Origin of the sequence: Solimonas marina, from assembly GCF_012241385.1 — a bacterium.
Taxonomy (GTDB): domain Bacteria; phylum Pseudomonadota; class Gammaproteobacteria; order Nevskiales; family Nevskiaceae; genus Solimonas; species Solimonas marina.
In genome coordinates, this window is sequence record NZ_JAAVXB010000001.1 from 99,009 (window position 1) to 124,692 (window position 25,684).

Genomic DNA, 25,684 nt, shown 5'->3' on the forward strand with positions numbered 1-25,684 from the left:
GATGTCGACGACTCGGCGCCCGCCCCGCACGCGAGGCCTTGCACCATTTCAGTGCGATTGTAGCGGCACTAACCGAGTCTGGCGAGCAGGGCCTGCAATTCATCCGCACTGCGGAACGAAACCGTCAGGCGCCCCCGCCCATTCTCCCCTTGCTGCAGGCGCACCGGCAGGCCGATCTTCTGTGCGATCTCCTGCTCCAGTGCCGGTGCCCGCGGCTTGACGGGTCGTGCACGCTCCGTGCCATCGGCGTGCACCATGGCTTCCAGCTGACGCACCGTGAGCTGCCGCTCGACCGTCAGCTTGGCCAGCGACGACTGCCGCGCGCCTTCGGCACCGAGCAGGACTTTGGCATGGCCCAGCGTCAGATGGCCGTTACGGACCAGTTGCTGGACGTCGTCGTTGAGCTCGGTGAGGCGCAGCAGATTGGTGATGTGCGTGCGCGACCGGCCGACGGCGGCGGCGCAGGCCTCGTGCGTCAGCCCGCATTCCTTGATCAGCTTGTGCAGCGCCTCGGCTTCTTCCAGCGGGTTCAGGTCGGCGCGCTGGATGTTCTCGACCAGCGCCACCGCCATCGCGCCCTGCTCGTCCAGCGACTTGATGACCGCCGGCAGCACCTTGAGCCCCGCCTGCTGGGCGGCGCGCCAGCGGCGCTCGCCGGCAACGATCTCGTAGCGGTCGGCGCCGACCGCGCGCACCACGATCGGCTGCACGACGCCCTGCGCGCGGATCGATTCGGCCAGGGCATCGAGCGCCGCCGCGTCGAACTGCCGGCGCGGCTGATGCCGGCCCGGCTGCAGTTGCCCGACCGCGATCTCGCGCAGTTGGTCGCCGGCCTCTTCGTCGACCGTGTTGTTGACGCTGCTCAGCAGCACGTCGAGCCCGCGGCCGAGGCCGCGCTTCTTTGCACTCACGTAAATCTCTCCGGAGCCGCCCGCTTCAGGCCGCCCGCTTCAACGGTGTCCATTCTTTCAATACTTGCACGAAAGTCCGCGCAAACGTGTGCACATCACCCGGCCAACGCGCCGACACGTACTGGCCGTCACGCACGACGAAGGCCGGTCGCGCATCGCCATCACGGTCGCGCAGCAGGCCGCTGGTCTTGCGCCAGCGCTGCGGCGCATCGTCCGGCACATCGACGAAATCCGCCGGCGACGCCAGCACCCGCGTCACTTCGTGCTGCACGCTGCGCCAGCCGTCCGGCTCGCCGGCCTGCTCACGGTAGGTGCGATAGTAATCGCCGTCCCAGAAACGGGCGAAATAACGCGTCAGCGCCCACGCACGGCGCTCGAACGCCCAGGTCAGCGCCGTCGTGCGACGGCCGTGGAGCACCGAGCGGCCGTTGCGCCGCGACAGGCTGCGCGCCGCGAGCACGACGCCGTGGCAGATCGCCGCGACCGGCTTGCCGGCGTCGAAAAAGCCGGCGACATGCGCCTGCAGCAGCTCGCTTTCGAGATATTCGCGCATGCCCTGCGCATGCCCGCCGGGCAACAGCAGGGCGTCGTAGGCATCCGGATCGACCGCCGCATAGCGCAGTGGCGCACGAAACGATGGATCGGCGAGCAGTGCCGCGTGCGCGCGCCGAGCGGCACCGTTGGCGCGCAGCATCAAACCAATCACGCGCAGCCAGCTCAGGAATGGAATGAAGCCCCAGACGTCGAGGCCACGCCCGGTCAGCATCAGCGGATCGGCTTGCGCCGGTACGCCGTCGGGGGTCGCGAAGCGCACGTCGTGGCCGGCGTCACGCAGCGCCTTCCAGCTGACGGCAACCTCGCTCGGGTCGTAGTCGTGCCGCGGCAGCGGCAGCAGGACTTTCATCAGCTAGGCAGACGCAGCTGACCGCCGTCGTGACGGCGCAGCACCTCACCGGCCAGCGCCAGATAGGCCTTGGCGCCGGAAGAATTGGCGTCGTACAGCATCACCGGCAAGCCGTGGCTGGGCGCCTCGGCCAGGCGCACATTGCGCGGCACCAGCGTGCGGTAGACCTTGTCGCCGAAGTGCTGCGTCAGCTGACCCGAAACGTCGTTCGCGAGGTTGTTGCGCGGATCGAACATGGTCCGCAGCAGCCCCTCGATCTCCAGCCTGGGATTGATCACGCGCTTGATCTTCTGCACGGTGTCCATCAGCGCCGACAGGCCCTCGAGCGCGTAGTACTCGCACTGCATCGGAATCAGCACACCGTCGGCGGCGACCAGCGCGTTGACGGTCAGCTTCGACAGCGCCGGCGGGCAGTCGAGGATCACGTAGTCGAAGTCTTCGGCAACCTCGGCCAGTGCGGTTTTCAGTGCGAAGTCGCCGACCGCGACATCGCGCAGCTTGATTTCGGCCTCGGTCATGTCGGCATTGGCCGGAAGCACCGACATGCCCAGCTCCGGCAGCTGTTGAATCGCAACGCGGATCGGCGCCTCTTCGAGCAGGACGTCACGCGCACTGTGCGTCAGCGCGCTCTTGTCGACGCCGACGCCCATCGTCGCATTGCCCTGCGCATCCAGATCGACCAGCAGCACGCGGCGCTTGGTCGCCGCCAGCGAGGCGGCGAGATTGATCGACGTCGTCGTCTTGCCGACGCCGCCTTTCTGGTTGGCAACCGCGATGATGTGACTCATGTCTTCAGGCTTGCGATAACGGCGTGGCGCTGCTCATCGAGCCCCGGCACCCGCAGGGGAACGGACTCCCGAATCTGCACGGCGGCCGGCACGGCCGCCAGTTCGGCAGCGTCTAGTTTGCCCTTCATCGCCACCCAAACACCACCGGCGGCCAGCAGCGGCTGCGTCGCCGACACGAAATCGGTCAATGCCGCGAACGCGCGGCTGGTGATGACGGCGAAGGGTTCGGTCGGGGAAAATGCCTCGACGCGGCACTCGGCGACCTCGACATTGCCCAGCCCCAGGGTCCGTGCCGCGTGGCGCATGAAACGGGCTTTCTTGCCGTTGCTGTCGAGTACGGTCACCGACAGGTCCGGCGCCGCGATCGCCAGCACGATGCCCGGCAGGCCGGCGCCGGCGCCGACATCGAGCAGGCGCAGCGCCGGGAATGCAGGCAGTCGCTGTAAGGCCGGCAACAGCGCCAGCGAATCGAGCAAATGCTTGGTGACCATCTCGCTCGGCGTGCGGATCGCCGTCAGGTTGTAAGCGCTGTTCCAGCGCGTCATTTCGTCGAGATAGCGCAGCAGCAGCGGCTCGACGGTCGGCGCCAGGCCCAGGCCCAGGGCCTTCACGCCGCGCGCCAGATGCTCGGCCATCGGATGCGCGCTCACGGGCCGCGACTCCGAACGAGAGCCAGCAGCGGCAACGAATTGAACATGGCGGAGCAACACATGGCAGGTTCGACGCGGAACGATCGATGACGGGCGGCCGCGCAGTATACCGACAGCCGCCCGACCGCCCGTCGCTGGCGGCAACGGTCAAGCGCGGAGCGCTATCGCTGCTCTAGCTTTACGTGACATCGACTCGTGAACCGGGGGGAGAACGGACCGATGCAGCACCGCTTCAGCATTTCAGGGACAGCCACGATCGTTCTGCTGCTGGCGAGCGCCGGCTTGTTGGCCGCCTGCGGCGGCGGCAACCGCGACAACGGTGACGCCACGGCGCAAGCGGCGATGTCGCTGCGCTTTTTGCATGTCGAGGCGGCGGCCGACGCCAGTAGCCTCGCGCAAATCGTCGACCCGTACGGGCGCACCGTGTTGCTGCGCGGCATCAACGTCTCCGGCATTCGCGACGACTATGTCGACAACGACACGCCGCTGGTGCCGCAGTACCCCATCGACCCCGCCGCCTACACCGATGGCAAGTGCCCGCAGCCGGGCGCCGGTTATACGCAGTTGGCGGTGTGCGAGGCCGATGCGCAGCAGCTGCGCTCCTACGGCTACGACGTGGTACGCCTGCCGGTGTCGTGGTCGCTGCTCGAACCGCAACCGGGCGAAATCGACACGCAGTACATCGACCGCATCGCGCAAGTCGTCGGCTGGTTCAAGCAGGCCGGCATCTACACGGTCATCGACCTGCATCAGGACGCCTGGAGCAAATACGTCTACACCGCGGCGGACGCCAGCTGCCCGCCGCTGACCGATCCGGTCACCGGCGCACACGAGGCCGACGGCGCGCCCGAGTGGGCCAGCCAGTACCTGACGCCGGCCTGCATGATGGCCGGCACCCGCGAGCTCGACCTCGCCGTCGAGGAGGACTTCACGCGCTTCTGGCTGAACCAGCCAGCGGCCGACGGCGTCGGACTGCAGGATCATTTTGCCGCCGTGGTGCTGGCGCTGGCGCAGCGCTTCCACGACGAACCGGCGGTGGCCGGCTACGAGCTGTTCAACGAACCGCTGCCGGGCCTGGAAGTGGTGCCGGAGCTGGTCGATCTGACGTCGACGTTTCCGTTCTACGCCAAGGTCGTCAAGACCGTGACCGGCGCGCTGCCCGACTTCCAGCAGCTGTTCTTCATCGAACCGGATGCGCTGCGCAACGTCACCGACCAGCGCAGCGAATTCACGCCGTGGTCGCTCTACAGCAGTTATCCGAACGTGGTGTACGCCCCGCACATCTACACCGACGTCTTCACCCTCAACGCGATCATCGGCTCCATCGTGCCCGGCCTCGGCCAGGTGCTCGATCCGCTGTTTCCGATGTCGGCCAGCTATGCGAACGCCGCCGGCGATGCGCGCATCCTGGGGCTGCCGCTGTGGGTCGGCGAGTTCGGCAACGGCACACCGAACGACGACACGCAGCTGCGCGAACACTACGAGTATAACGACCAGTACCGGATCGGTAGCGCGCTGTGGACCTGGAAGCAGCTGCAGGCGCTCGACAGCGCGAGCTGCTACTGCGACCTGCACGGACCGGCGCCCGATCAGGTGGCCGAGATTCCCAGCCGCCGCAAGTTCAGCGCGCGCGCCTATCCGCTGTACACGGCCGGCACCCTGGAAAGCCTGCAGTACGACCCGGACGACTCCGGCTTCGATCTGCAGGCCACCGCCGCCGATGCGGTCGCGGTCGGCGACACGCAGCACGCCACCGTGCTCTATGTGCCGGCCACCGTCAGCGGCGAGATCAGCGTCGAAGGCGCCGAGCTGCAAACCGTCAAGCGTGACGACGGCTCACGCGAGCTCTACGTCTACCCGACGGGTGGCGCCTATCGTGTCCACAGCTGAGCCGGCGCCGATCGGCGTCTACGCCGGCCTCAGTCCTTGGGGTGCTCGCGCAGGAAGGTGAACATCTGGTCGGTCCAGCCGAACGGCCAGGTCAGGTGATTGGTGGTCCCGAGCGTGTAACCCGGCAGATCCTGCAGGTAACCGAGCGGATCGGTCAGGCTGGCCGGCACCGCATTCGGATCGGTGCCGCAGATGTCCTCGCAGGCATCGGCAGACTGCTTGAGGTTGTCGATGGTCTGGTTCGTGAACGGCACGCCGGCGGCAATCAGCCGATCACGCATGCGCAGCGTGTTCGGACACAGCCCGGCGATGTCGCAGGCGTTGTGAATTTGATAGATCGGCACCGACGGGTTCAGCACCTGCAGTTGCGTGTCGTCGGTCGGCGCCCCGGCAACCGGCGTCTGCTCGCAGGGGTCGTTGAAGGCGGCCAGCGGATCGGGCGACGAATAGACCGCCGTCGCCGCGACCATCGGCCGATTGAGACTGTAGAGAATCCCCATCGCCGAGCCGTTCGACCAGCCCATGACGTAGATGCGGCGGGTATCGACCTTGCCGCTGTCGATGACCTCCTGCACGTAGTGGTCGACGGTCGCCGCATCGACGTTTTCCGGATACGAGATGCCGTTGACCGTGCGCGCCGCAACGTCCGGTTCGAGCTGGCGATACCAGTTGTCCCAGCCGGGGCTGCCGGCATTGTCCGGCAACGGGTAATAGCGTTCGGTGACGCGGCCGTACGGCGCCAGCAGGATGAAGCCCGGGCGATCCGGATCGCCGGTGAGATCGGCGGTGTCGAGCTGCGAGCGGATGTTCGACACCGCCAGCGTGATGTCGACACCGACCAGCGACGGATGGAAATAGATCACCAGCGGCAGCTTGTGCGTGTCGCTGGCGGCGGCCGGCTCGTAGAGACAGGCCTGGCGCGAATTGCCGTCCGGATCATCCCAGTCGTCCATGCTCTGGCCGCCCCCACCGATACAGGTGGCGCCCCAGACGTTGTCGAGCACGGTCTCGACCGGGCGCGGCGTATCGCCGAACGGCGTGCAAGCCTCACGGGTCACGGGAATCTCGGTTGCGAGCTTGCCGCTCGTCGACGCCGGATCGCTGCTGCTGCAGGCCACGCCGGCGACGGCCAGCGACAGCACCGTCAGGTGCTTCCATGCGTCCATTGCACTCCTCCTGCGTGGTCCGAAACCCCGCATCGAGGACGGGCCGGCCACTGCTTGTCGATGGACGCAGTATAGGCACGCGCTCGCGATCTCGCGTAACGCCGTGCAACACCGTCGCGACGCTCAGCGACGCGATAGAGACCCGAGAATGCCGCGCAGCAGCGAGCGCCCGATTTCGCGGCCGACCGCCGAGGCGGCGCTGCGCGTGGCGCTCTTGATCGCCGACTCCATCACCGTGTCGCGCGTCCGGCCGCCACTGCGCGTGCTGCGTTTCGTTGCCGGCGGCGGCGCGGCGCCGTGGTCCCACCAGCCGGTGTCGGTGCCGGCCGGCGCGGTGGCCGAGTCCGGCTGTGGCGCTGCGGTCTGCGCCGCGCGCGCGGCGAGCTTTTCGTATGCCGACTCTCGGTCGACGGCCGTTTCGTAACGGCCGGCGACCGGGCTACGGCCGATCACCGCGTGGCGCTCGTCAGCCGTCAGCGGCCCGATGCGCGAGCGCGGCGGCGCGATCATGGTCTTGTCGACCATACCCGGCACGCCGTTGTCGCCGAGCATCGACACCAACGCCTCGCCGACGCCGAGCTGCTGGATGACGTCGGCGACATCGAGCTTGGGATTCGGCCGGAAGGTTTCGGCGGCAGCCTTGACCGCCTTCTGATCGCGCGGCGTGAACGCACGCAGCGCGTGCTGCACGCGATTGCCCAGCTGGCCGAGCACCGCGTCCGGCAGGTCCAGCGGATTCTGCGTGACGAAGTAGACGCCGACGCCCTTGCTGCGAATCAGGCGCACGACCTGCTCGACCTTCTCGACCAGCGCCTTCGGCGCGTCGCGGAACAGCAGATGCGCTTCGTCGAAGAAGAACACAAGTTTTGGCTTGTCGGCATCGCCCGCCTCCGGCAGTTGCTCGAACAGCTCCGACAGCAGCCACAGCAGGAAGGTCGAGTACAGGCGCGGCTTCTGGTACAGCACATCGGCCGCCAGCACGTTGACGATGCCGCGGCCGGTCAGATCGGTGCGCATCAGCTCCGACAGTTCGAGCGCCGGCTCGCCGAAGAAATGTTCGGCACCGTCGGACTCCAGCTGCAGCAGCGCGCGCTGGATCGCGCCGATAGACCCGCTCGTGACCAGACCGTAGTCGCTGCCGAGCGACTTGGTATTGGCGCCGACGTATTGCAGCACCGCGCGCAAATCCTTGAGATCGAGCAGCAGCAGCCCCTGGTCGTCGGCGTATTTGAAGACCAGCGCCAGCACCGCTTCCTGCACGTCGGACAAGTCCAGCAGCCGCGCCAGCAGCAACGGCCCCATGTCGGAAATCGTCGCGCGCACCGGATGCCCGCTCACGCCGAACACGTCCCAGAACACCGTCGGACAGGCGGCCGGCGCATAGCCCTCGACACCGACCGTTGCCGCACGCTCGGCAAGCTTGGGCTTGGCCTCACCGGCCGCGGCGATGCCGGACAGATCGCCCTTGATGTCGGCCGCGAACACCGGCACGCCGATCTGCGAAAAGCCTTCGGCGAGCACCTGCAAGGTCACGGTCTTGCCGGTGCCGGTGGCGCCGGCGATCAGGCCGTGACGATTCGCGTATTCGCCGCGCAGCCGCTGCGGCGTCTCGCCCTTGCCAATGAGGATCGAAGCGGACATGGCACCCCCGAAGTGAACTGCGCGCAGCATAGCGCGCGGCGACGCTGCAAAAGCATTGAACCGCAGATTACGCAGATTGACGCAGACATGGCCCCCTGAAATCCTGCGCGTCCTTCGTCTGCGCAATCTGCGTAATCTGCGGTTTCGCCTTTTTGTGGCCTGCCATCCGTGGCGGCCACCCTGCGGGCCGTCGCTGGCGCGACGTCAAAAATCGCTCCCGGCGATTTTTCGTTGGAGCGTGATCGCGGCCGGCGCCGCGCCGACGCCCGCGACGCCTCAGGCGACGCGCGCGAGCTGTCCGGCTTCCTCGATCTCGCTGAGCTTTTCGGCGGCAAAGTGACCGGCGAGGTATTCCTTGCTGAAGTCGTCGGTGAGGATCACGTCATAACGCGCATCGTCGTAGGCCTTGGCCTGCTCGGCCTCGTCACGCGTCATCAAATTGCGCTGTACGGCGTCGGCGAGGCGCTCGGCGACCGTATCGCCGGCCAGCTGGCCGTGATTGGCGAGCTTGAAGTACTTCACGTAAGCCGCCTCGCACTTGAGGCTGATCGTCCAGGCGTGCTCCATGCGGCCGATCGGATCGTGCTCACCGCCATTCTTGAAGATCAGCCACGACAGACGCTCGCGGACGTCGCTCTGTTCGAGGATCAGGTCGGCGACACGCGCATTGCGGCGATCGCTGACCGGCTTGAAGCTGTTGCCGAACGGCAACACGACGATACGCAGCAGCACCCGCGCCCAGGCGACCGGGAAGTTGCGGATATAGCCGTCGAACGCATGGCCGATCTCGTACAGGCAGGTGTCAAGCGCCCAGCGCGCATGCGCACGCTCGGCGTCGCTCTTGCTGCCTTCGAGGTAGAACTTCAGCACCGCCGAGGCGATGTAGAGCTGCGACAGCACGTCGCCGAGGCGCGCCGACATGCGCTCCATGAACTTCAGCTTGCCGCCGACCGTGCCCATCGTCAGATCGGAGGTGAACGCCAGGGCCGACGACATACGCTCGAGCTTGCGGAAGTAATCGGCGAACTCGCCGTCGACCGGCGCACGCGCCAGCTTCGAGCCGGTCAGCGCAAGCGTGAACGCGCGCACCGCGCGATTGACAGCGAAGCCAATGTGACCGAACACCAGCTTGTCGAACTTGATCAGGTCGTTCTCGCGCGCCGCTTCCATTTCCGGGAACACGTACTGATGGCAACGGATGGCGCCCTGGCCGTAGATCATCAGGTTACGCGTGAGGATGTTGGCGCCCTCGACGGTGATCGCCACCGGCGTTGCCTTGTAGCCGGTCGCCATGAAGTTGCGCGGCCCCTGCTGGATGCCCTTGCCGCCGAGCACGTCCATGCCGTCCATGATGATTTTCCGCATCAGCTCGGTCATGTGGTACTTGGCGATCGCCGTCGTCACGCTCGGCGCGCAGTGGTCGACGGCCGATGCCGTCAGCACGCGCATCGCTTCGAGCGTATAGGCATGGCCGGCGATGCGGCCGGTCGCTTCCTGTACGCCCTCGAACTTGCCGACCGACACCTTGAACTGGCGACGGAAGCGCGCGTAGACGCCGGTCATGCGGTAGCCGAGCTGGCCGGCCGCGACCGACAGCGCCGGCAGCGAAATACCGCGGCCCGCCGACAGGCATTCAGACAGCATGCGCCAGCCTTTGCCGGCCATTTGTGGCCCGCCGATGATCGCGTCGAGCGGCACGAACACGTCACGGCCGTGGATGGTGCCGTTCATGAACGCCGCGCCGGGATAATGCCGGCGGCCGATGTGAACGCCCGGCGTGCTCGCCGGCAGCAGCACGCAGGTGATGCCGTAGTCGACCTTGTTCTTGTCGCCGAGAAAGCCGTCCGGATCGCGCAGCTTGAAGGCCAGACCGATGACGGTCGCCACCGGTGCCAGCGTGATATAGCGCTTCGAGAACGTCAGCCTGATGCCGACCGTCTTCTTGCCGTCGATTTCGCCTTCGCAGACATCGCCGAGATCCGGCATGGCCGTGGCATCCGAGCCGACCTCTGGGCCGGTCAACCCGAAGCACGGAATCTCGCTGCCATCGACAAGGCCCGGCAACCAGTGCTTCTTCTGCTCGTCGGTGCCGTAGTGCATCAACAGCTCGCCGGGCCCCAGCGAGTTCGGCACCATCACCGTCACCGCCAGCGTGATCGACTTGGTCGCCAGCTTGGTGACGACGGCCGACTGCGCATTGGCCGAAAAGCCCAGGCCGCCGTATTCCTTCTTGATCAGCATCGAGAAGAATTTCTTCTCGCGGATGTAGTTCCAGGCGGCCTGCGGCAGATCCTTGTCCTCGAACTCGATCTTCCAGTCGTCGCAGAGCTTGCACAGCTCGTCGCACTCATTGTCGAGGAAGGACTGCTCTTCCTTGCTCAGCTTCGTGTACTTGAAGCTCAGCAGCTTCTCCCAGTCCGGCCGGCCGCGAAACATCTCGGCCTCCCACCAGACGTCACCCGACTCGAGCACCTCGCGCTCGGTCGACGACATTTCCGGCAGCACTTTCTTGAAGATCGCGAAAGCCGGTTTGGTCAGCACCGCACGGCGCAGCGGCACGATGTTGAGCAAGGCCGCAACGACCACGAAGATCACGCCGACCACGATCAGCGCGGTCGCGCCGAGCGCACCGACGGCGCCGAATGCTGCAATCAACGCGGCGGCGCCGAGAGTCCACAGCCACAGTGGCGCGGCCATGAAGGCGAACAGCCATGCCGCGACGAGCGCGATCAAAACGATGGTGAGTGTCATGTTCAATCTCCCAAGTCGGAGTTTGATGCCACGCCTGCACTGAACCGCGGATGATCCTAATCGACCGCGCTACCGGTGGCGCGGGGGATCAGGACCTTGATCATCAACTTCACGTATTCGCTGAACTTCTCGCCGGTCGGCATCAGGTCCGGCGTATCGCGGCCGATCTGTAGATTGCCCATGAACGTCGCATAAGCAAAGCGCGCCCAGTCACGGGCCTCGTCCTCGGCAAAGCCGAGCGCGTGGTAACAATCGTAGAGGTAGCCCATGCGCCGCTCGGAAACCCGACGCACGAAGGCCTGCACCATGGGCTTGTCCTCGGCCGCGGCGATCGCCAGATACAGACGGCCGGCGCGGTAGCTCGCATTGGCCGCCTTGAACAGCTTGACGATGCGCGTGTACGGGTCGGCCTCGGGACCGACCCGTGCGACGATGTCGTCGGTTTCGGCCTGCTCCCAGCGCGCCAGCGCCGCGCGCAGAAGCGCGTCGCGGTTGGCGAAGTGCCAGTAGAAACTGCCCTTGGTCACGCCGAGACGCCGCGCCAGAGGCTCGACCGCGACCGCATCGAGACCGCCATTGGCGATGGCGTCGAGCGCAGCCTCCGCCCAGGCATCCGCGGTCAGGCTCTGGCGGGCTTCGGCGGAGTTTGCGGCATTGGCGGCTGGCGGCATGAAGGCATGAGACGCGGCAAGTGTGGCGAAAAGTCTTCCATACGCACGCGTATGGATCAAGCCGGCGCATGCTTCAGCCGTGTGTGCGGCAGCGGCCCGTCGCCATTTTCAGTGCAGGTGCCAACCCGCCTCGATGCGGAACACCGTCGTGTCGTAGGTACCGACATCGCCGCCGACGTCGATCCATTGCTGACCGGCCTCGCCGCGCACGAAGAACGTGCGCGTCACGTCCCAGCGCAAGCCCATCGCTGCGCCGTAGCTGACGTCACTTTCCGAGTGGGTCGGCACATAGCTGCCACAGACATAGCCCCACCAGGGGTCGTACCAGCACACGCCCTGCGGCGGGCCATCCGGAATGTCGGTATCGATGAACGCCATGCCGATCTGCGCGCGCAGATACGGCGTGACGGGCCCAGGATTGAAGTAGTACGTGCCGTCGAGTGCGAGAATGCCGACATCGGTCTTGCCGGACATGTGCGCACCGCCGCGGCTGCCGTCGATCGTCGCGTCGTAATCGACCTGGTTCCAGTCGAAGGTCGCGCCGAGCGCCCAATGCGCATCGACGTTGTAGAACAGACCGAAACCCAGGCCGACACTGTTGTCGGTGCTGGTTTTGGCGCCATCCACGGTGTCGTCACTGCCGAGCGCGTCGTTGACGCGCACCGTCATGTCCCATGTGCCGCCACGCTGGAGCGCGCCCTGCTGCGCCATCGCCGGAGCGGCCGCGATCGCGCCGCCCAGCACCGTCATCACCACGATCAATCGATTCATGAGCCACCTCGCTGGACCGCAGTCTAGAGATCGGCGGCCGGCACTCGTGTATCGCTGTGTAGCAAGGCCTGCGAGCGATACATCGCCTTCAGTGCCGCGATTTCATCGAGATAGATTGAACGGCCGGGCGATCAACGGCGGCGTGTTCGCCGGCTTCTTCACCGCGGCGCATCGTGCGTGGCGCAGACGCTTCGCCACCGGCAGCGGTGCGAGCATTGCCGCAACACCGCTGCAGACCTGCGTCATCGAGACTGCCATCACGCGGCAGGGTTCAGGATGGATTCATTGCTCGCGACCAAGATGCGCGGGACGGTTAAGGGAGCAATGCAGTGCGTTGTGCAGCATCCCGGCAGCGCGCTCGCGACTTTCTTCAGTCGGATCCACCCGAGGAAAGCAATAATGAAAATGAAACACACGCTGATCGCGTTCGCGCTACTGGCTGGGGGCACCCAAGCCGCCATGGCGGCGGATGACACCACCACCCCGTACATGGGCATCCAGGGCACTTACGAGTGGCCCGACCAAGCCCGCGATACTGACGATGGTTTGGGCGGCAAGCTGCTGTTCGGCTTCCCGATGAACGAATATTTCGCCCCGGAAATTCAGCTGTACGGCCTCAGCACCAGCCGCAACAACAGCTCCAAGCATGACGGCCAGTACGGCGCGGGCCTGAATTTCGCCGTCTATCCGTTCATGCGCTCGAGCTGGTTCTCGCCGTTCCTGCTCGCCGGTGGCGGTGGCGAATATGAAGACCGCTCGCACGACAGCGACGTCTACCCGTATTTGAGCGCTGGTGGCGGCTTCCTCATCAATCTCAACGAGAGCAAGACGGCGGCGATTCGCGTCGACGCGGCGCGTTACTGGGTTTACGACAACGACGTCGAGTCCAACCGCAGCCACGTGATGGACACGCGTATCAACGCCGGTGTGCAGTTCTCGCTCGGCGGCAAAGAAGCGCCGCCCCCGCCACCGCCCCCGCCGCCGGCTCCAAAGGACACCGATGGTGACGGCGTGATCGATTCGATGGACCAGTGCCCAGGCACTCCGGCTGGCGTCAAGGTCGACTCGCGTGGCTGCCCGCTGCCGCCGCCTCCGCCGCCGAAGGACAGCGACCATGACGGTGTGATGGATCCGCAGGATGCCTGCCCGGATACGCCGTACGGCATGAAGGTCGATGCTCGTGGTTGTGCGATTCGCGAAGCCAAGATCATCCTGCACGACATCAACTTCGAGTTCGACTCGTCGCGCCTGAAGTCGTCGTCCAAGCTCGAACTGGACAAGATCGCTGCCGGCCTCAAGGGCCAGCCGACCATGGGCCTGATGATCGAGGGTCATACCGACGCCACCGGCCCGGACGCGTACAACATGAAGCTGTCGAAGGCGCGCGCCAACGCCGCTCGCGATTATCTGATCTCGCAGGGGATCGAGGCGTCGCGTCTGGAAGCGACTGGCTTTGGCGAGACCAAGCCGATCGCGACCAACAAGACCAAGGAAGGCCGTGCGGAAAACCGCCGCGTCGAATTCAAGGTCACCAAGCAGTAAACAGCCCTGGCGCTGACCCGGCCCCGGCGACGACAGACGCCGGGGCTTTTTCATGCGCGGGTTACATCGGTAATGGCGCTCAACGCGCCAGACGGTCGCGGTGTGGCGCCAGCTCCGCCAGTGCGTGCTGATAGGCGCGCTCGACGATCTCGTCCATGCGCTTCCAGTCGAACATGCCGATGCGCTCGACCGGCATGCGCAGGTAACGATCGGCACGTGCGGCGCGCGCGGCGACGCCGCTTTCGCTGGTCAGCGTCGCCGTGCGAAACAGGATCGACAGCAGGCGCGGTGCATCGTCACCCTTGAGACCGAACGCGCCTTCCGGATCCGGACCTTCGACGCCCGGCGCTTCAACCCCACCTTCGGTGCTGACGTCGGAGGCGATGATCGGCCCGCGATCCAGCGACTGCATGACGTCGGTCGGCAGACTGTTGATCACCGAACCGTCGGCATACAGTTCGCCGTTGTAGACCAGCGGCGGCGCAACACCCGGCACCGCCATGCTGGTCGCCGTCCACAGATAGACCGGGCCATGGTGGTGGGCGACAGCCGTACCGCGGCTGAGGTTCGTCGTCATGCAGAAGAACGGCCGCCGTAATGATTCGATGCTGCGGTCGCCAAAGGTGTCATGCAGATGGCGAACGAACTTGCGACCGCGGATCAGCGATACCGTCGGCAGCACGTAGTCGTTCAGATAGTTGTGCGCAACGAAGGTCTCGCGGGCGATGCGGCGGATATTGTCGATCGACTCCTCGCAGGCCAGCAGCGCCGCAAAGTACGCGCCCATGCTCGAACCGCCGACCACGTCGACCGGGATACGCAGATCACGCAGGGCTTGCAGCAAGCCGACGTGCGCAAAGCCCCGCGCGCCGCCGCCGCCGAGCACCAGACCGACACCGCGGCCGGTCAGCTGCCGTGCCAGGCTGGCGAAATCCTCTTCGCGATCGGCGCGCACGAAGTAATGCGCGCGCGCACCCGCGCGCTGCTTCCAGGCCAGCACCGGGCCGGCCGGCATACCGGCAGCGCGAACGATGACGAGGTCGACGGTCGCACGCGTGCCGCTGCTTTGCAGCGCCTCGAGCATCGCGCCATGCGGCTCGCGCTCGGCAGCGTCGATCACCAGCAGCACGCGATCGGCCTGGCGCATACAGCGCCGCGCCCAGGGCTGCGAGCCGGCATCGGCGAGGTAGACGGGCTGCACACCGCGCGCCTCGAGTACGTTCAGATATTCGATCAACCGCCGCGCCGCGTGCGCGTCGGCGCGCATCGCCTCGCGGTCGTCGGCATTGAAGGCCTGCTCGATCGTGCGCAGATCGACCAGCTGGGTCTCGCCGAGGCTGGACAAGGTCTCGACCAGGCGTTCGGCGACGAGACGCGCAGGGGCCGACGGCGTCGCCGCGACCACGGCAAGACTGTTGCGTTCGTTGACGGTCGCCGCGTGCGGCGCGACGCTGGCGTTCTGCCGCAGGCGGCGCGTAATCAAGCGCGTCAGGCGCAGCAGAGCATCCGGAAACGGCCGTAGCGCATCGAGCATCGCCGATGTCGGCAGACGCACGAGCACGCTGTCGCGGACCGCATAGACGTCGGCCGAATGCCGCTCACCGAGCACCGCACCGATCTCGCCGGTCGGCTGCAAGCGCGTGATGACGTCGGTGACGCGCCCATCGGCCAGCACCGCGCGCAGCCGGCCGGTGGCAACGATGAAGATGTGATCGGAGTCCTCGCCCTGCGCGAAAACCCGCTCACCGCTGGGCACGTCGACCAGCGTCGCATCGCCGGCCAGCGCGTCGAGCGCGCCGTCGTCGACGCCGGCGAACAGGGGGCACTGACCGAGAATCTCGCGGGCATTCATCCTGCGCCGGAGTCTAGTCCCGTGCCCCGGAAATATCGAAACACCACAGCGCGCTAGCGGTGCAGCCACCAGGCGCCGGCCGCGAGCAGCGCCACCAGCAGCAAGGCCCAGTGCCACCACGGCCGTCCGGGCGCACGTTCGACGCCGAGCCGCGCGTCGATGTGCGCGTCGAGCAGCGCCAGATTGCGGCGGTTGGACTTGAAGACGAAGTCGGCCAGATCGCCGGCCACCGGCACCAACCCCAGGAGCGCGTCGAACACGACATTGCCGACCATGCGCGCCAGCAGCGGCCGCGGCGCGCGCAGCCGCGCGGCCTCGATGACGAACCAGCTGCCGAGCACCGCGCCGGCAACGTCGCCAATGCCGGGAATCAGGCCGATCAGCGCCTCGACACCGATCTGCCACCGCGTTCCAGGGACGCCGATGCCGCTGTCGAGCCAGGTCGCGTAACGACGCAACCGAGCGCGTGTAGCGTGCAAGCGGGCCGGGTCGATCGCCGAACCGGGACCGGACCCGGCCGCTTCCGGTAAACTTTTTCCATTCATGGCGGGATGCGCGCCTGCGCACCGTATCGGCAAGGCACGGGCAGAGCCGCCCGCGACAGCAATTGTATTGAAGGAATCGCATGCGCGCTCTGTTGAACAGCGCTTTGTATAGCCTGGTCTGGTGGCTGTTCCGCCCGTTCAACGGGCTGGTCCGCTACAAGACCGCGCCGCACGCACTGCGCGACACGCTGAAGATCGACCCGACCAAACCGGTCGTCTACATTCTCGCCCAGCGCTCCTGGGTCGACATGTTCGTGCTCGCGCGGATTTGCCGTGAGCACGTGCTGCCACCGCCGAATCGCACCGGGTCGAACTTCCCGACCGTCGAGCGCGCCGGCGTGGTCTACATGGACGCCCTGCTCGAAACGCGAATGCGGCCGACCGCACTGACGCGGCTGATCGAAACCGGCATCGCGACCAAGAACTTCGACGCGCAGATGGTGCCGATCTCGATCTTCTGGGGGCGCGATCCGGGCAAGGAAACCAGCCTGTGGAAGCTGCTGTTCGCCGATAGCGTGCAAGCCGGCCGCGTCCAGAAATTCTTCATCATGCTGTTCAACGGCCGTAACGTGCTGGCCAACTTCGGCCTGCCGTTTTCGTTCCGAGAATACGTCGAGCGCACGCCCGAAGCGTCGATCGCGATCCGCAAACTGACGCGCGTCCTGCACTTCCATTTCCTGCGCGCGCGAACGGCCGCCCTGGGGCCGACGCTGCTGCGCCGCGGCGTCGTCATCGACGGCCTGCTCAACACCGAGAACGTGCTTCGCGCGATCGAACATGGTGCCGGCAAGCACGGCATGACGCGCGACAAGGCACGGGCCCACGCGCGCAAGTGCGCTGAAGAAATCGCCGCCAATTATTCGACGACGAGCATCAATTTCCTCGAACGCTTCCTCAACATCGTCGTCTTCAAGCGCGTGTTCGCCGGCATCGATGTGCAGGGCCTGGAACGCGTGCGCGAATTGGCGCAGCAGTACGAGTTGGTGTTCATGCCGTCGCACCGCTCGCACGCCGATTATCTGTTGGTCAGCTATTCGCTGTATCAGGCCGGCATCGCGCCGCCGCACATCGCAGCCGGCGTCAATCTGAACTTCTGGCCGGTCGGCAGTCTGCTGCGCCGCTGCGGCGCGTTCTACCTGCGCCGCAGCTTCTCCGGCGATCAGATCTACACCGCGGTGTTCCGCGCCTATGTTGCGGCGCTGATCCGCCGCGGCTACTCGATCGAATTCTTCCCCGAAGGCGGCCGCAGCCGCACCGGGCGCCTGCTGCAGCCGAAGACCGGCCTACTGTCGATGGTCGTCGAAGCCGGTCTGCGCCAGGACATTCGCCGCGTCGCCTTGATGCCGGTCTACATCGGCTACGACCGCGTCTGGGAAGTCGGCAGCTACACCAAGGAACTGCGCGGCGGCGCCAAGACCAAGGAATCGGCCGAAGGACTGCTCAAAGCCGGCAAGATTCTCGGCAAATCCTACGGCAAGCCGTACATCAATTTCGGCGAGCCGCTGGTGCTGCAGTCGTACGCGGACACGCATCTGCCGGGGTGGCGCGAAGCCGTCGCGCAAGACAGCGAGCAGATGCCGGCGGCGTTCAAGGATTTCGTCGCCAAGCTCGCGCTCGAAAACAGCCGCCGCATCAATGCCGCGGCGATCGCCAACCCGTCGGGTCTGGCGGCACTGGCGCTGCTGGCGTCGCCGCAGCGCGTCGTCGCGCACGACGAATTCGTCGAACAGATCGGTTCGCTGATCTGGCTGCTCAAGGGCGGACCGGGCGGCGAACAGCGCTACATCCCGCTGACCGCACCGCAGGCGGTCGTCGAATGGAGCAGCCCGATCGGTCAGATCGCCCGGGTTCCGCATCCGTGGGGCGATCTGCACGGCGTTACCGCCCGCGATGCCGTGGCGCTGACCTACAACCGCAACAACATCCAACACCTGTTCGCGATTCCGTCGCTGATCGCCAACCTGTTCCGCACGCGCCTGCTGCTGTCCGACGACGCGGTGATCATGGGCGTGCGTGCGCTCTACCCGTTCCTGCGTAACGAATACTTCCTGCGCTGGGAGCCGGAGCAGATCGAAGACGTGGTCAAGCAGTGGATCACGACGATGATCGGCCTAGGCCTGCTGTCACGCGAGAACGATCGCCTGCGCCGCCCGGAGGCCAACCAGCCGGCCTTCTCGACGCTGGCGATGCTCGGCCGCGTGCTCGGCGAAACGCACGAGCGTTATTGCATGACAGCGCTGCTGCTCGCCGAGGAGCGGCGTACGCAGCAGCCGCTCAAGCGCGAGAAGTTCGAAGACGATTGCCGCCTGCTGGCCGAACGCATGGCGATTCTGACCGGCCGCGACGCACCGGAATTCTTCGACAAGGCCTTGTTCAAGGGCTACCTGAACACCTTGATCGAGATCGGCATGGTCAGTGTCGCCGCCGACAAGACCCTGGCAGTGGATGCCCGCATCGACCGCATTGCCGAACGCTCGCAGGAGCTGCTGTCCGACGATGCACGGCAGATGCTGCTGCAGCTGCTGTCGCGCCGCCGGCTCAGCGAGCTGGCCGAAGAACAGGCCGTCGCAGTCGTCGACGAACCGGCGCAGGACGCCCCGGGAAAGCCCTCTCAAGAGCCGCCGGAAAAGCCGCTATAATCGGGCGGACCGGCGCGCTTCGCGCCTTTTTTGCATCCGGACCTTTTACATGAAGAACACTGTTCGCCTTTTGGCTATTAGCCTTGCCGCTGCCGCGTTCGTCGCCGGCTGCGCCAAGAAGGATGATGACAAGTCCGCCGCGTCGGCCGACGCGAAGGGCACCACCGACGCCTCGCTGCAGACCGACGCGCAGAAGTTCGGTTATGCGATCGGCGTTGACCTCGGCAAGTCGCTGCAGCCGGTCAAGGATGATGTCGATGTCGCCGCGCTGAAGGCGGGCCTCGACGATGCGTTCTCCGGCGCCACGCCGAAGATGGACGAAGCGGCGCGTGAAGAGATCAAGAACACCGTCGCCAAGAAGATGCAGGAGCGCCAGATCAAGGAGCGCGCCGAGCAGGCGACCAAGAACAAGGACGAGGGCGAGAAGTTCCTCGAAGAGAACGCCAAGAAGCCGGGCGTGAAGGTCACCAAGTCGGGCCTGCAGTACGAAGTCGAGAAGGAAGGCAAGGGCCCGCACCCGAAGGCCACCGACACCGTCACCGTCAACTACGCCGGCACGCTGATCAATGGCGACGAGTTCGACAGCTCGTACAAGCGCGGCCAGCCGGTCAGCTTCCCGCTGAACAACGTGATCCCGGGCTGGACCGAAGGCGTGCAGCTGATGACGCCGGGCTCGAAGTACAAGTTCTTCATCCCGTCCGACCTCGCCTACGGCGAGCACGGCGCCGGCGTGAAGATCGGCCCGAACCAGGTGCTGATCTTCGAAGTCGAGCTGCTATCGATCGGCAAGGATGACGGCAAGGCCGAGAAGTAAGGCCTGAAGCTCCGCAAAAACGCCGCCTCCGGGCGGCGTTTTTCGTTACAGCGCCTTGCGCAGGCGCAAACCGTCCATGCCGTCGTCGTAGTAACCGCGCATGCGGCAGGCCTCGATATAACCCAGTCGCGCATACAGGGCGCGCGCCGCGGCATTGTCCTCGCGCACTTCCAGCGACACGGTGCGCTTGCGCGCACGCCGCGCGGCCTGCTCGGCGGTTTGCACCAACTGCTGACCGATGCCCTGCCCGCGTGCCTGCGGTTCGACGACCAACGAATAGATGCGGGCCACCGAGGCGCCGCGCCGCGTCAGCAACACCAGGGCGCCCAGCACCGGGGCGCGGCCGTAAACCCAGATCTTTGCACTCGGTCGCCGCAGCAGCCGCAGCAGACCGGCGCGCGTCATGCGATCGCCGGGGAAATGGCGCTCCAGACCGAGAATGTCGTCGACGTCGCGCCGGGTCGCGCGACGCACGGCCGGCGCGACGTCTCTCATCGCGATTGCTCCCGTGTGCGCTGCTCGAGGCGTTTGATGAAGTACGCCATCACCTTGCGATAGATCTCGTCCTTCAGCACCAGATCCTCGACCCCGTGATCGATATTCGGGTTGTCGTTGACTTCGATGACCTTGACGACCTTGCCGAACTGCTTGAGATCGACGCCGTAAAGCCCCTCGCCAACGGCGCGTGCCGCCTGCACCGCGACATTGAGCACGGCGGCCGGCACCTCCTTGACGTCCAGCGTCTCGTGGCCGCCTTCGACGATCGCGCCATTGCCGGCACGCTTGACGACCTGCCAGTGATCCTTGGCCATGTAGTAGCGGCATGCATACAGCGGCTGACCGTCGAGCACACCGACACGCCAGTCGTAATCGGTGGGCTCGTAGGACTGCGCGATGATCAGGTCCGAGCGCTCCAGCATGTCGGCCGCCTTGCGCCGGAATTCGGCCTCGCTCTCGACCTTGATGACGCCTTTCGAGAATTGCGAATCCGGCTGCTTGAGCACGCACGGAAAGCCGAGATCGCGGCCGGCGAGCTTGACATTGCGCGAATGCAGCAACACCGTCTTCGGCTGCGGAATGCGATGGCGCTCCATCAACTGCGCGAGAAACACCTTGTTCGCCGCGCGCAGGATCGACAAAGGATCGTCGACCACGACCAGGCCTTCGCGCGCGGCGCGGCGCGCGAAACGATAGGTGTGATGATTGACGGCCGTGGTTTCGCGAATGAACAGCGCATCGAATTCGGCGACGTGGCCGTAATCGGATTTGTCGATGAATTCGACGTCGAAGCCCAGGTCCTCGGCGGCCTTCTCGAACGACTTCAGCGCCCGCGCGTTCGACGGCGGCTCCTTTTCATCGTCGTTGACGAGGATCGCCAGGTCGTAGCGTGACGACTCGCGGCGACGGCTCGGCGCCCGGCGCCGCGCGAAGTAGTCCTGCGCCGCCTCGTAGAGAAACTCCAGGTGCGAGGCCGGCACTTCGCCGAGCGCGATCGGACCGATGTTGTCGACCCGCCACTCGTCGCCACGATAGCTGAATTTGGCCTGCAGCAACGGCGCCGGAAACTGATTGAACAGCGCGCGCGCCAAGCGCTCGTGGCGCCGCGCCAGCGGCCGCCCGAAGTAGACGTTCATCACGTATTCGGCCGAGCCGATGCGCGCCAGCGATTTCTGGATCAGCTCGTCGATTTCATCATTGAGAATGCGCGACGAGTCGGCGAGCTTGAGGTCCTGGATCGTTGTGATTTCCGGCAGCGGCTTGTGCCCCCGCGCACCCGCCAGCAAGGACACGTAATAGCCGGTGGTCTGATATCCGAACGATCGACAGAGGTTGTAGACGCGCATCTTGCGCGCCCGCGTCAGCTCTTCCTGGGTCAGATAGTCCCAGGCCGTGACGACCTCGAAGCCCGGCACGTGAACCGGCCAGTCGCTGCGTTGATCGACAACGACGATGCCGCTCATGGCGGCGCTCGGCGCGAAGCGCCTTGATGAGGCAGAGGGTCTTCGGACGGCTCGGGCATGCGCGCTGCGCTTTGTCTTTGTTGATCGCGGCGCATCCTAGGAGGCTGTGCGACCGAAACGCAAGCGGCTTCGACTTCGCCGCGCGGCCACCGCCCGCGCGGCCGGTTGCGGCCGGCATTTGTTACGCTGGCAAACCTGTTCCAGCCGGTCGCCGTCTCCATGACTTTCGCTGTCGCCACCCGTCCACAACACGCCCTGCCCTGGCTCGCCGCTGGCCTGCTGTGGAGCGCCGCAGCGATGGCCGCGACCACCGGCAGCGGCGCCGGTGACAAGGCGGCTGCGCCGGACGCCAATATCTATGTCACCCGCGTCACCGGTCATGTCTTCGTGCGTCATCAAGGCGGTGCGACCGACATGCTGTCGGCGCGCGATCCGGTGCTGGCCGGCGACACCCTCGCCAGCGCGCCGGACGGCCGCGGCAGCTTCCGTCTCAATGGCGGCGGCAGCATCGTGATCGGCGGCAAAGCGGCACTGGTCGTCGACAACGACGAAGCGCCGCTGCCACCGGGGCGTTCGACACTGGCGCGCATCCGCCTCGGCGGCGGCGCCGTGCACGTCGACGCGCGCCGTCCCGAACAGGGCGGCGGGCCGGCCGACGTCTACCTGAACCTGCGCTACCTGCAGGCACGTTTCTACGGCACCGATGCCTGGGCACAGGCGACGCCGGCAGGCGACGAAATCTGTGTGATGGCCGGCGCCGCCGAGGTCGATACCCCGAAAGGCCATCAGCGGCTCGACGAACCCGGCAGCTGCCTGCGCTGGACCGCAAGTGGCATGCAACAGCTCAGCGCCGACGATGCCGGCAGCATGGCGCCGCGTCTGCTGCTGACCTCGTTTCCGGACGATTACAACCTGCAGTACGCCGCCGCACAGGCGGTCAAGAACGGCCAGAGCCGGCCGCTGCTCGGCAGCAACGGCGGCGTAATCGCCAGCGCCAAATCCGCAACGCAAACCGCTGCAAGCCCGGCGAAGCCAGCGACGCCGACCATCGAACTCGCCGAAACCGGCAAGCCGATCACCGCGCCGCCCCGCGCCGCCGACGCGAGCGCAGCATCCGCCAACGCTTCGATAGCCCCGGCGACCACGGCGGCGAACGAGACACCGGCAGCGGCCGAAACGACCGGAGCCGTAGTCGCACCGGCCGACGCAGGCTCGGCGCAAGCCGCGGCGGACACCGCCCCCGATGCCGCGCAACAGGGCGCCAAACAGGCCGCCAGCACCGCCACCGCCGGTGAAGCCGCCGCAGGAGCCGCCGGCGCCGGCAGCGCGATGGCGGGTGCTGCGGCCAGTGCGGTCGTGCTGGCCGACCTGCCGAAGGCCGATGATCATGCGACGGCATCGGACACCGATGCTGACCATCACCGCATGGGCGACGCCAAGACGTCCGCGAGCGGCTCGGCTGCGGCGCCAACGGCGAGCACCGCCCCGCAGACCGTGGCGACGGCAGACACGGCAGCCGCCGCGCCGGTTGCGACGCCACCAAGCGCAGGAATCCCTCACGATACGACGTCCGAGGCATCGCCAGACCCAAGCGCTGACACGCCCCATAACGACGGCAAGGAAGCGACATCGAATGCCGCGAGCGCGACTGCCGCCAGCGCCAGCGCCCCGGCCATCGCGAAGGCAACACCAGCAGCCCCAACAATGGACGATGGACAGCCCGTCGCGCCGCAAGACGCGGTGACAGGCACCGAGCCATCCGCATCAATGACCACGCCGGACGGCGATCGCCTTGCCGCTGACACGGCGCCCGCCTCGGCGGCAACGCCTCAGGCGCCGGCGACGCCGCCCATGCGCCCGGATGCGGCGCTGACCGCGACCACCGGAGCCGATACCGGCAGCGTCGTGGCCGATACGACACCGACAGCAGCGGCCGGAACTGACGAGGCGCCACCTGCGGCGACTGCAGCGCAGACAGCATCCGCGAACGCGGCGGACGGCTCGACGTCAGCCGAGACGGATGCCGACACGCAAACACCGGTCCCGGACAGCGCCAGCGACGTTGCCGTACCGCCGAAGACAGCCGACGCCCATACGGAAGCCGAACCCGCCGCCACGGCGAGCACCGCCGCCGCTACTAGCGGCTCGGATACGCCTGCGGTCATTGCCGCCGCGGGCGGTACAGCGACCAGCCTGCCGGGCGCTGTCGCTGACGCGGCGCAAGACGAATCGGCCGAGGCTACGGCCGCAGCGCAGGCGAACGAGACCGCCGACACGGCGCCAAGCGCCTCGCCAGCCGCTGCGCAAGACGCCCCGTCGTCCGTAAGTGCCGCCTCCGGAACTGAAGCGCCCCCTGAAGACGACGCGAACCTCGCCGCGACGACGAACACGCCGTCCAGCGATCGCACGAGCGCGGGTGCCACGCCGCCGGACGCGGCACTCCCTGCGGCAACCGACGCCGCAGACGACACCCACGCAGGAGAAGACGCCGACGCCGAGGGCGCCGAACCCGCGGCGGCGCAAGCAGCCGTCGTGGCGCCTGCGTTCTGGCGCGTCAGCCTCGGTGCCTACATCGATCGCCCGAATGCCGAACGCAGCGCCAAGGTCTGGAAGAAGCGAGGCGTCAGCACCGAGATCGCGCCCATCACGCGCAATGGCCGCACCGATTACCGCGTGCTCTACGGCCGCTACGACACGCCCGCCAAGGCCGAGCAGGCGCTGGCCAAGTTTCGCGCCGAGCCGGGCGCCGAGCACGCCAAGGTCGTCGGCATCGCACCACCACCGAATGCCACGCCGGTGGCACCGGCCGCCGCCGCAACAGCCGTCACCACAAGCGAAGCCGCGGTCACGCAAACCTGGCGCATCGCACTCGGCGCATTCATCGACCGCCGCAATGCCGACCGCGCGGCCGCCAGCTGGAAGCGTCGCCAGCTGCAAACCGACATCGAACCGATCGAATTCAACGACGGCAAGGCGTTCCGCGTCCTGCATGGCCATTACGCCAGCCGCGACGACGCGCAGGCCGCGCTCAAGAAGCTGCGCAGCAACCCCGGCTACGACAAGGCGCGCGTGATCGCGGTGCCCGACGAGCGCTCGTTGCGCTGAGGCCTACCAGGCGCGCTGGTATTGCACCGGCGCGTCAGGCGTCTGCCGCAACTCGAGCGCCGCGCGCCGCGGCCAGTACGGATCGCGCAGCATCTCGCGGGCGAGCAGCACCACGTCGGCCTGGCCGGTGCGGATCACGTGGTCGGCCTGCGCGGGCGCGGTGATCATGCCGACCGCGCCGGTCGCCACGTCGCAGCGCTCACGGATCGTTGCGGCGAGCGGCGTCTGGAAGCCGGCGCCGACCGGAATCTTCGCGCGCGGCAGCGTGCCGCCGCTGGACACGTCGATCAGGTCGACGCCGTCACCCTTGATGGCCTCGACCAGCGCGCAGGACTGATCCAGATCCCAGCCGGCACCGTCGGTTTGCGGGTCCGCCCAGTCGGTCGCCGAAATGCGCAGCCACAGCGGCAGCCGTTCCGGCCAGACCGCGCGTACCGCGGCGATCACACGGCGCAGCAAACGAATCCGGTTGTCGAAGCTGCCGCCGTAGTCGTCGTCGCGGTGGTTCGACAGCGGCGACAGAAACTCGTGCAGCAGATAGCCGTGAGCAGCGTGAATCTCGACGAGCTCGAAGCCGGCCGCCAGCGCGCGCTGCGCCGCCGCAGCGAAATCGGCGACCAGCGCATCGATGCCGACGCCGTCCAGCGCCTGCGGCACGATGCTGTGCTCGTCGAAGGCAAGCGCCGACGGCGCGACGATCGGCAACCAGCCGCCCTGCTCGGGCGCCACCGCACGGCCGCCATCCCACGGCGCCGCACAGCTGGCCTTGCGGCCGGCATGCGCGAGCTGCACGCCAGCCACAGCGCCGGCCTCACGGATGAACGATGTGATCGGCGACCAAGCCGCAACCTGCGCGTCGTTCCATAGACCGGTATCGCCCGGCGAAATGCGCCCGCCGGCCTGCACCGCCGACGCTTCGGCAATGACCGCGCCGGCGCCGCCAACCGCGCGGCTGCCCAGATGCACGAGATGCCACTGATTGGGCACACCGTCCTGCGCCGAGTACTGACACATCGGCGAGACGACGATGCGGTTCTTCAGCGTGACGCCACGCTGGACGAGTGGGGCAAACAAATTCATCGA

20 protein-coding genes are annotated in these 25,684 nt (G+C 66.8%); 5 read left to right on the forward strand and 15 right to left on the reverse strand.

Annotated elements, in window-relative coordinates; translation table 11 throughout:
- Nucleotides 1–68 precede the first annotated feature (68 nt).
- The 4 genes from G7Y82_RS00495 to rsmG are packed head-to-tail and all read right to left on the reverse strand — an operon-like array spanning nucleotide 69 to nucleotide 3,253.
- Nucleotides 69–911 carry a ParB/RepB/Spo0J family partition protein gene (locus tag G7Y82_RS00495; protein WP_168146038.1) on the reverse strand — a complete coding sequence of 281 codons (843 nt, stop codon included), beginning with the start codon at nucleotides 909–911 and terminating at the stop codon, nucleotides 69–71.
- Between the two features lie 25 nt (nucleotides 912–936).
- The gene (locus G7Y82_RS00500; protein WP_168146545.1) at nucleotides 937–1,818 is read right to left on the reverse strand and encodes a type 1 glutamine amidotransferase domain-containing protein; all 882 of its coding nucleotides are present in this window, start codon (nucleotides 1,816–1,818) and stop codon (nucleotides 937–939) included.
- Complete coding sequence (locus G7Y82_RS00505) at nucleotides 1,815–2,603, reverse strand: ParA family protein (protein WP_168146039.1); 789 nt, start codon at nucleotides 2,601–2,603, stop codon at nucleotides 1,815–1,817. Before G7Y82_RS00505 ends, G7Y82_RS00500 begins: the two co-directional genes overlap by 4 nt.
- Nucleotides 2,600–3,253 (reverse strand): 16S rRNA (guanine(527)-N(7))-methyltransferase RsmG, encoded by a 654-nt coding sequence (gene rsmG / locus G7Y82_RS00510; protein WP_366515583.1) that lies wholly within the window; start codon nucleotides 3,251–3,253, stop codon nucleotides 2,600–2,602. Before rsmG ends, G7Y82_RS00505 begins: the two co-directional genes overlap by 4 nt.
- 219 nt (nucleotides 3,254–3,472) lie before the next feature.
- On the opposite strand from rsmG, the gene G7Y82_RS00515 reads away from it, so the two are divergent.
- Entirely contained in the window at nucleotides 3,473–5,143 is a 1,671-nt protein-coding gene (locus G7Y82_RS00515) for a cellulase family glycosylhydrolase (RefSeq protein WP_168146040.1), read from the forward strand.
- 29 nt (nucleotides 5,144–5,172) lie between these two features.
- On the opposite strand, the gene G7Y82_RS00520 is transcribed toward G7Y82_RS00515, so the two are convergent.
- The 6 genes from G7Y82_RS00520 to G7Y82_RS00545 all read right to left on the reverse strand — a co-directional run bounded on the left by G7Y82_RS00520 (nucleotide 5,173) and on the right by G7Y82_RS00545 (nucleotide 12,404).
- The gene (locus tag G7Y82_RS00520) at nucleotides 5,173–6,309 is read right to left on the reverse strand and encodes an alpha/beta hydrolase family protein (RefSeq protein ID WP_168146041.1); all 1,137 of its coding nucleotides are present in this window, start codon (nucleotides 6,307–6,309) and stop codon (nucleotides 5,173–5,175) included.
- Nucleotides 6,310–6,432: 123 nt separating this feature from the next.
- Nucleotides 6,433–7,950, reverse strand: coding sequence for a helicase HerA-like domain-containing protein (locus G7Y82_RS00525; protein WP_168146042.1), 1,518 nt, complete (start codon nucleotides 7,948–7,950; stop codon nucleotides 6,433–6,435).
- Nucleotides 7,951–8,226: 276 nt separating this feature from the next.
- A complete protein-coding gene (locus G7Y82_RS00530; RefSeq protein ID WP_168146043.1) occupies nucleotides 8,227–10,701 on the reverse strand; it encodes an acyl-CoA dehydrogenase in 2,475 nt (824 codons plus the stop codon).
- Nucleotides 10,702–10,757: 56 nt separating this feature from the next.
- The gene (locus G7Y82_RS00535) at nucleotides 10,758–11,372 is read right to left on the reverse strand and encodes a TetR/AcrR family transcriptional regulator (RefSeq protein ID WP_168146044.1); all 615 of its coding nucleotides are present in this window, start codon (nucleotides 11,370–11,372) and stop codon (nucleotides 10,758–10,760) included.
- A gap of 108 nt (nucleotides 11,373–11,480) precedes the next feature.
- On the reverse strand, nucleotides 11,481–12,143 hold the full coding sequence (locus tag G7Y82_RS00540; RefSeq protein WP_168146045.1) for an outer membrane beta-barrel protein: 663 nt from the start codon (nucleotides 12,141–12,143) through the stop codon (nucleotides 11,481–11,483).
- A gap of 102 nt (nucleotides 12,144–12,245) precedes the next feature.
- Nucleotides 12,246–12,404, reverse strand: coding sequence for a hypothetical protein (locus G7Y82_RS00545; protein ID WP_168146046.1), 159 nt, complete (start codon nucleotides 12,402–12,404; stop codon nucleotides 12,246–12,248).
- 138 nt (nucleotides 12,405–12,542) lie between these two features.
- On the opposite strand from G7Y82_RS00545, the gene G7Y82_RS00550 reads away from it, so the two are divergent.
- Nucleotides 12,543–13,685: an OmpA family protein gene (locus tag G7Y82_RS00550; RefSeq protein WP_168146047.1), complete on the forward strand. Its 1,143-nt coding sequence runs from the start codon at nucleotides 12,543–12,545 to the stop codon at nucleotides 13,683–13,685.
- A gap of 79 nt (nucleotides 13,686–13,764) precedes the next feature.
- On the opposite strand, the gene G7Y82_RS00555 is transcribed toward G7Y82_RS00550, so the two are convergent.
- Both G7Y82_RS00555 and G7Y82_RS00560 read right to left on the reverse strand, forming a co-directional pair.
- Nucleotides 13,765–15,537, reverse strand: a complete 1,773-nt coding sequence (locus tag G7Y82_RS00555; RefSeq protein ID WP_168146048.1) for a cyclic nucleotide-binding and patatin-like phospholipase domain-containing protein — start codon at nucleotides 15,535–15,537, stop codon at nucleotides 13,765–13,767.
- A 53-nt stretch (nucleotides 15,538–15,590) separates the two neighbouring features.
- The gene (locus G7Y82_RS00560; RefSeq protein ID WP_168146049.1) at nucleotides 15,591–16,082 is read right to left on the reverse strand and encodes a DUF4112 domain-containing protein; all 492 of its coding nucleotides are present in this window, start codon (nucleotides 16,080–16,082) and stop codon (nucleotides 15,591–15,593) included.
- A gap of 80 nt (nucleotides 16,083–16,162) precedes the next feature.
- Here G7Y82_RS00560 and plsB point away from each other — a divergent pair, with 80 nt between their 5' ends.
- Together plsB and bamJ are read left to right on the forward strand one after the other, a co-directional pair.
- Entirely contained in the window at nucleotides 16,163–18,721 is a 2,559-nt protein-coding gene (gene plsB, locus G7Y82_RS00565; RefSeq protein WP_168146050.1) for a glycerol-3-phosphate 1-O-acyltransferase PlsB, read from the forward strand.
- 49 nt (nucleotides 18,722–18,770) lie between these two features.
- On the forward strand, nucleotides 18,771–19,535 hold the full coding sequence (gene bamJ, locus G7Y82_RS00570) for a BamJ family beta-barrel-assembly machinery protein (protein WP_168146051.1): 765 nt from the start codon (nucleotides 18,771–18,773) through the stop codon (nucleotides 19,533–19,535).
- Nucleotides 19,536–19,580: 45 nt separating this feature from the next.
- On the opposite strand, the gene G7Y82_RS00575 is transcribed toward bamJ, so the two are convergent.
- Nucleotides 19,581–20,030 (reverse strand): GNAT family N-acetyltransferase, encoded by a 450-nt coding sequence (locus G7Y82_RS00575; RefSeq protein WP_168146052.1) that lies wholly within the window; start codon nucleotides 20,028–20,030, stop codon nucleotides 19,581–19,583.
- The gene (locus G7Y82_RS00580; protein ID WP_168146053.1) at nucleotides 20,027–21,496 is read right to left on the reverse strand and encodes a RimK family ATP-grasp domain-containing protein; all 1,470 of its coding nucleotides are present in this window, start codon (nucleotides 21,494–21,496) and stop codon (nucleotides 20,027–20,029) included. The genes G7Y82_RS00575 and G7Y82_RS00580 overlap by 4 nt, the downstream gene beginning before the upstream one ends.
- Before the next feature lie 219 nt (nucleotides 21,497–21,715).
- On the opposite strand from G7Y82_RS00580, the gene G7Y82_RS00585 reads away from it, so the two are divergent.
- Nucleotides 21,716–24,601, forward strand: a complete 2,886-nt coding sequence (locus G7Y82_RS00585) for an SPOR domain-containing protein (protein WP_168146054.1) — start codon at nucleotides 21,716–21,718, stop codon at nucleotides 24,599–24,601.
- Nucleotides 24,602–24,604: 3 nt separating this feature from the next.
- On the opposite strand, the gene G7Y82_RS00590 is transcribed toward G7Y82_RS00585, so the two are convergent.
- The gene (locus G7Y82_RS00590) at nucleotides 24,605–25,681 is read right to left on the reverse strand and encodes an NADH:flavin oxidoreductase/NADH oxidase (protein ID WP_168146055.1); all 1,077 of its coding nucleotides are present in this window, start codon (nucleotides 25,679–25,681) and stop codon (nucleotides 24,605–24,607) included.
- Nucleotides 25,682–25,684: the final 3 nt, after the last annotated feature.

Coding starts and splice junctions, on each gene's coding strand:
- G7Y82_RS00520 (WP_168146041.1), bottom strand. CDS start 6,309: ATGGACGCATGGAAGCACCTGACGGTGCTGTCGCTGGCCGTCGCCGGC.
- G7Y82_RS00525 (WP_168146042.1), bottom strand. CDS start 7,950: ATGTCCGCTTCGATCCTCATTGGCAAGGGCGAGACGCCGCAGCGGCTG.
- plsB (WP_168146050.1), top strand. CDS start 16,163: ATGCGCGCTCTGTTGAACAGCGCTTTGTATAGCCTGGTCTGGTGGCTG.
- G7Y82_RS00560 (WP_168146049.1), bottom strand. CDS start 16,082: ATGAATGGAAAAAGTTTACCGGAAGCGGCCGGGTCCGGTCCCGGTTCG.
- G7Y82_RS00555 (WP_168146048.1), bottom strand. CDS start 15,537: ATGAATGCCCGCGAGATTCTCGGTCAGTGCCCCCTGTTCGCCGGCGTC.
- G7Y82_RS00585 (WP_168146054.1), top strand. CDS start 21,716: ATGACTTTCGCTGTCGCCACCCGTCCACAACACGCCCTGCCCTGGCTC.
- G7Y82_RS00530 (WP_168146043.1), bottom strand. CDS start 10,701: ATGACACTCACCATCGTTTTGATCGCGCTCGTCGCGGCATGGCTGTTC.
- G7Y82_RS00540 (WP_168146045.1), bottom strand. CDS start 12,143: ATGAATCGATTGATCGTGGTGATGACGGTGCTGGGCGGCGCGATCGCG.
- G7Y82_RS00575 (WP_168146052.1), bottom strand. CDS start 20,030: ATGAGAGACGTCGCGCCGGCCGTGCGTCGCGCGACCCGGCGCGACGTC.
- G7Y82_RS00505 (WP_168146039.1), bottom strand. CDS start 2,603: ATGAGTCACATCATCGCGGTTGCCAACCAGAAAGGCGGCGTCGGCAAG.
- G7Y82_RS00550 (WP_168146047.1), top strand. CDS start 12,543: ATGAAAATGAAACACACGCTGATCGCGTTCGCGCTACTGGCTGGGGGC.
- G7Y82_RS00590 (WP_168146055.1), bottom strand. CDS start 25,681: ATGAATTTGTTTGCCCCACTCGTCCAGCGTGGCGTCACGCTGAAGAAC.
- G7Y82_RS00515 (WP_168146040.1), top strand. CDS start 3,473: ATGCAGCACCGCTTCAGCATTTCAGGGACAGCCACGATCGTTCTGCTG.
- G7Y82_RS00535 (WP_168146044.1), bottom strand. CDS start 11,372: ATGCCGCCAGCCGCCAATGCCGCAAACTCCGCCGAAGCCCGCCAGAGC.
- bamJ (WP_168146051.1), top strand. CDS start 18,771: ATGAAGAACACTGTTCGCCTTTTGGCTATTAGCCTTGCCGCTGCCGCG.
- G7Y82_RS00580 (WP_168146053.1), bottom strand. CDS start 21,496: ATGAGCGGCATCGTCGTTGTCGATCAACGCAGCGACTGGCCGGTTCAC.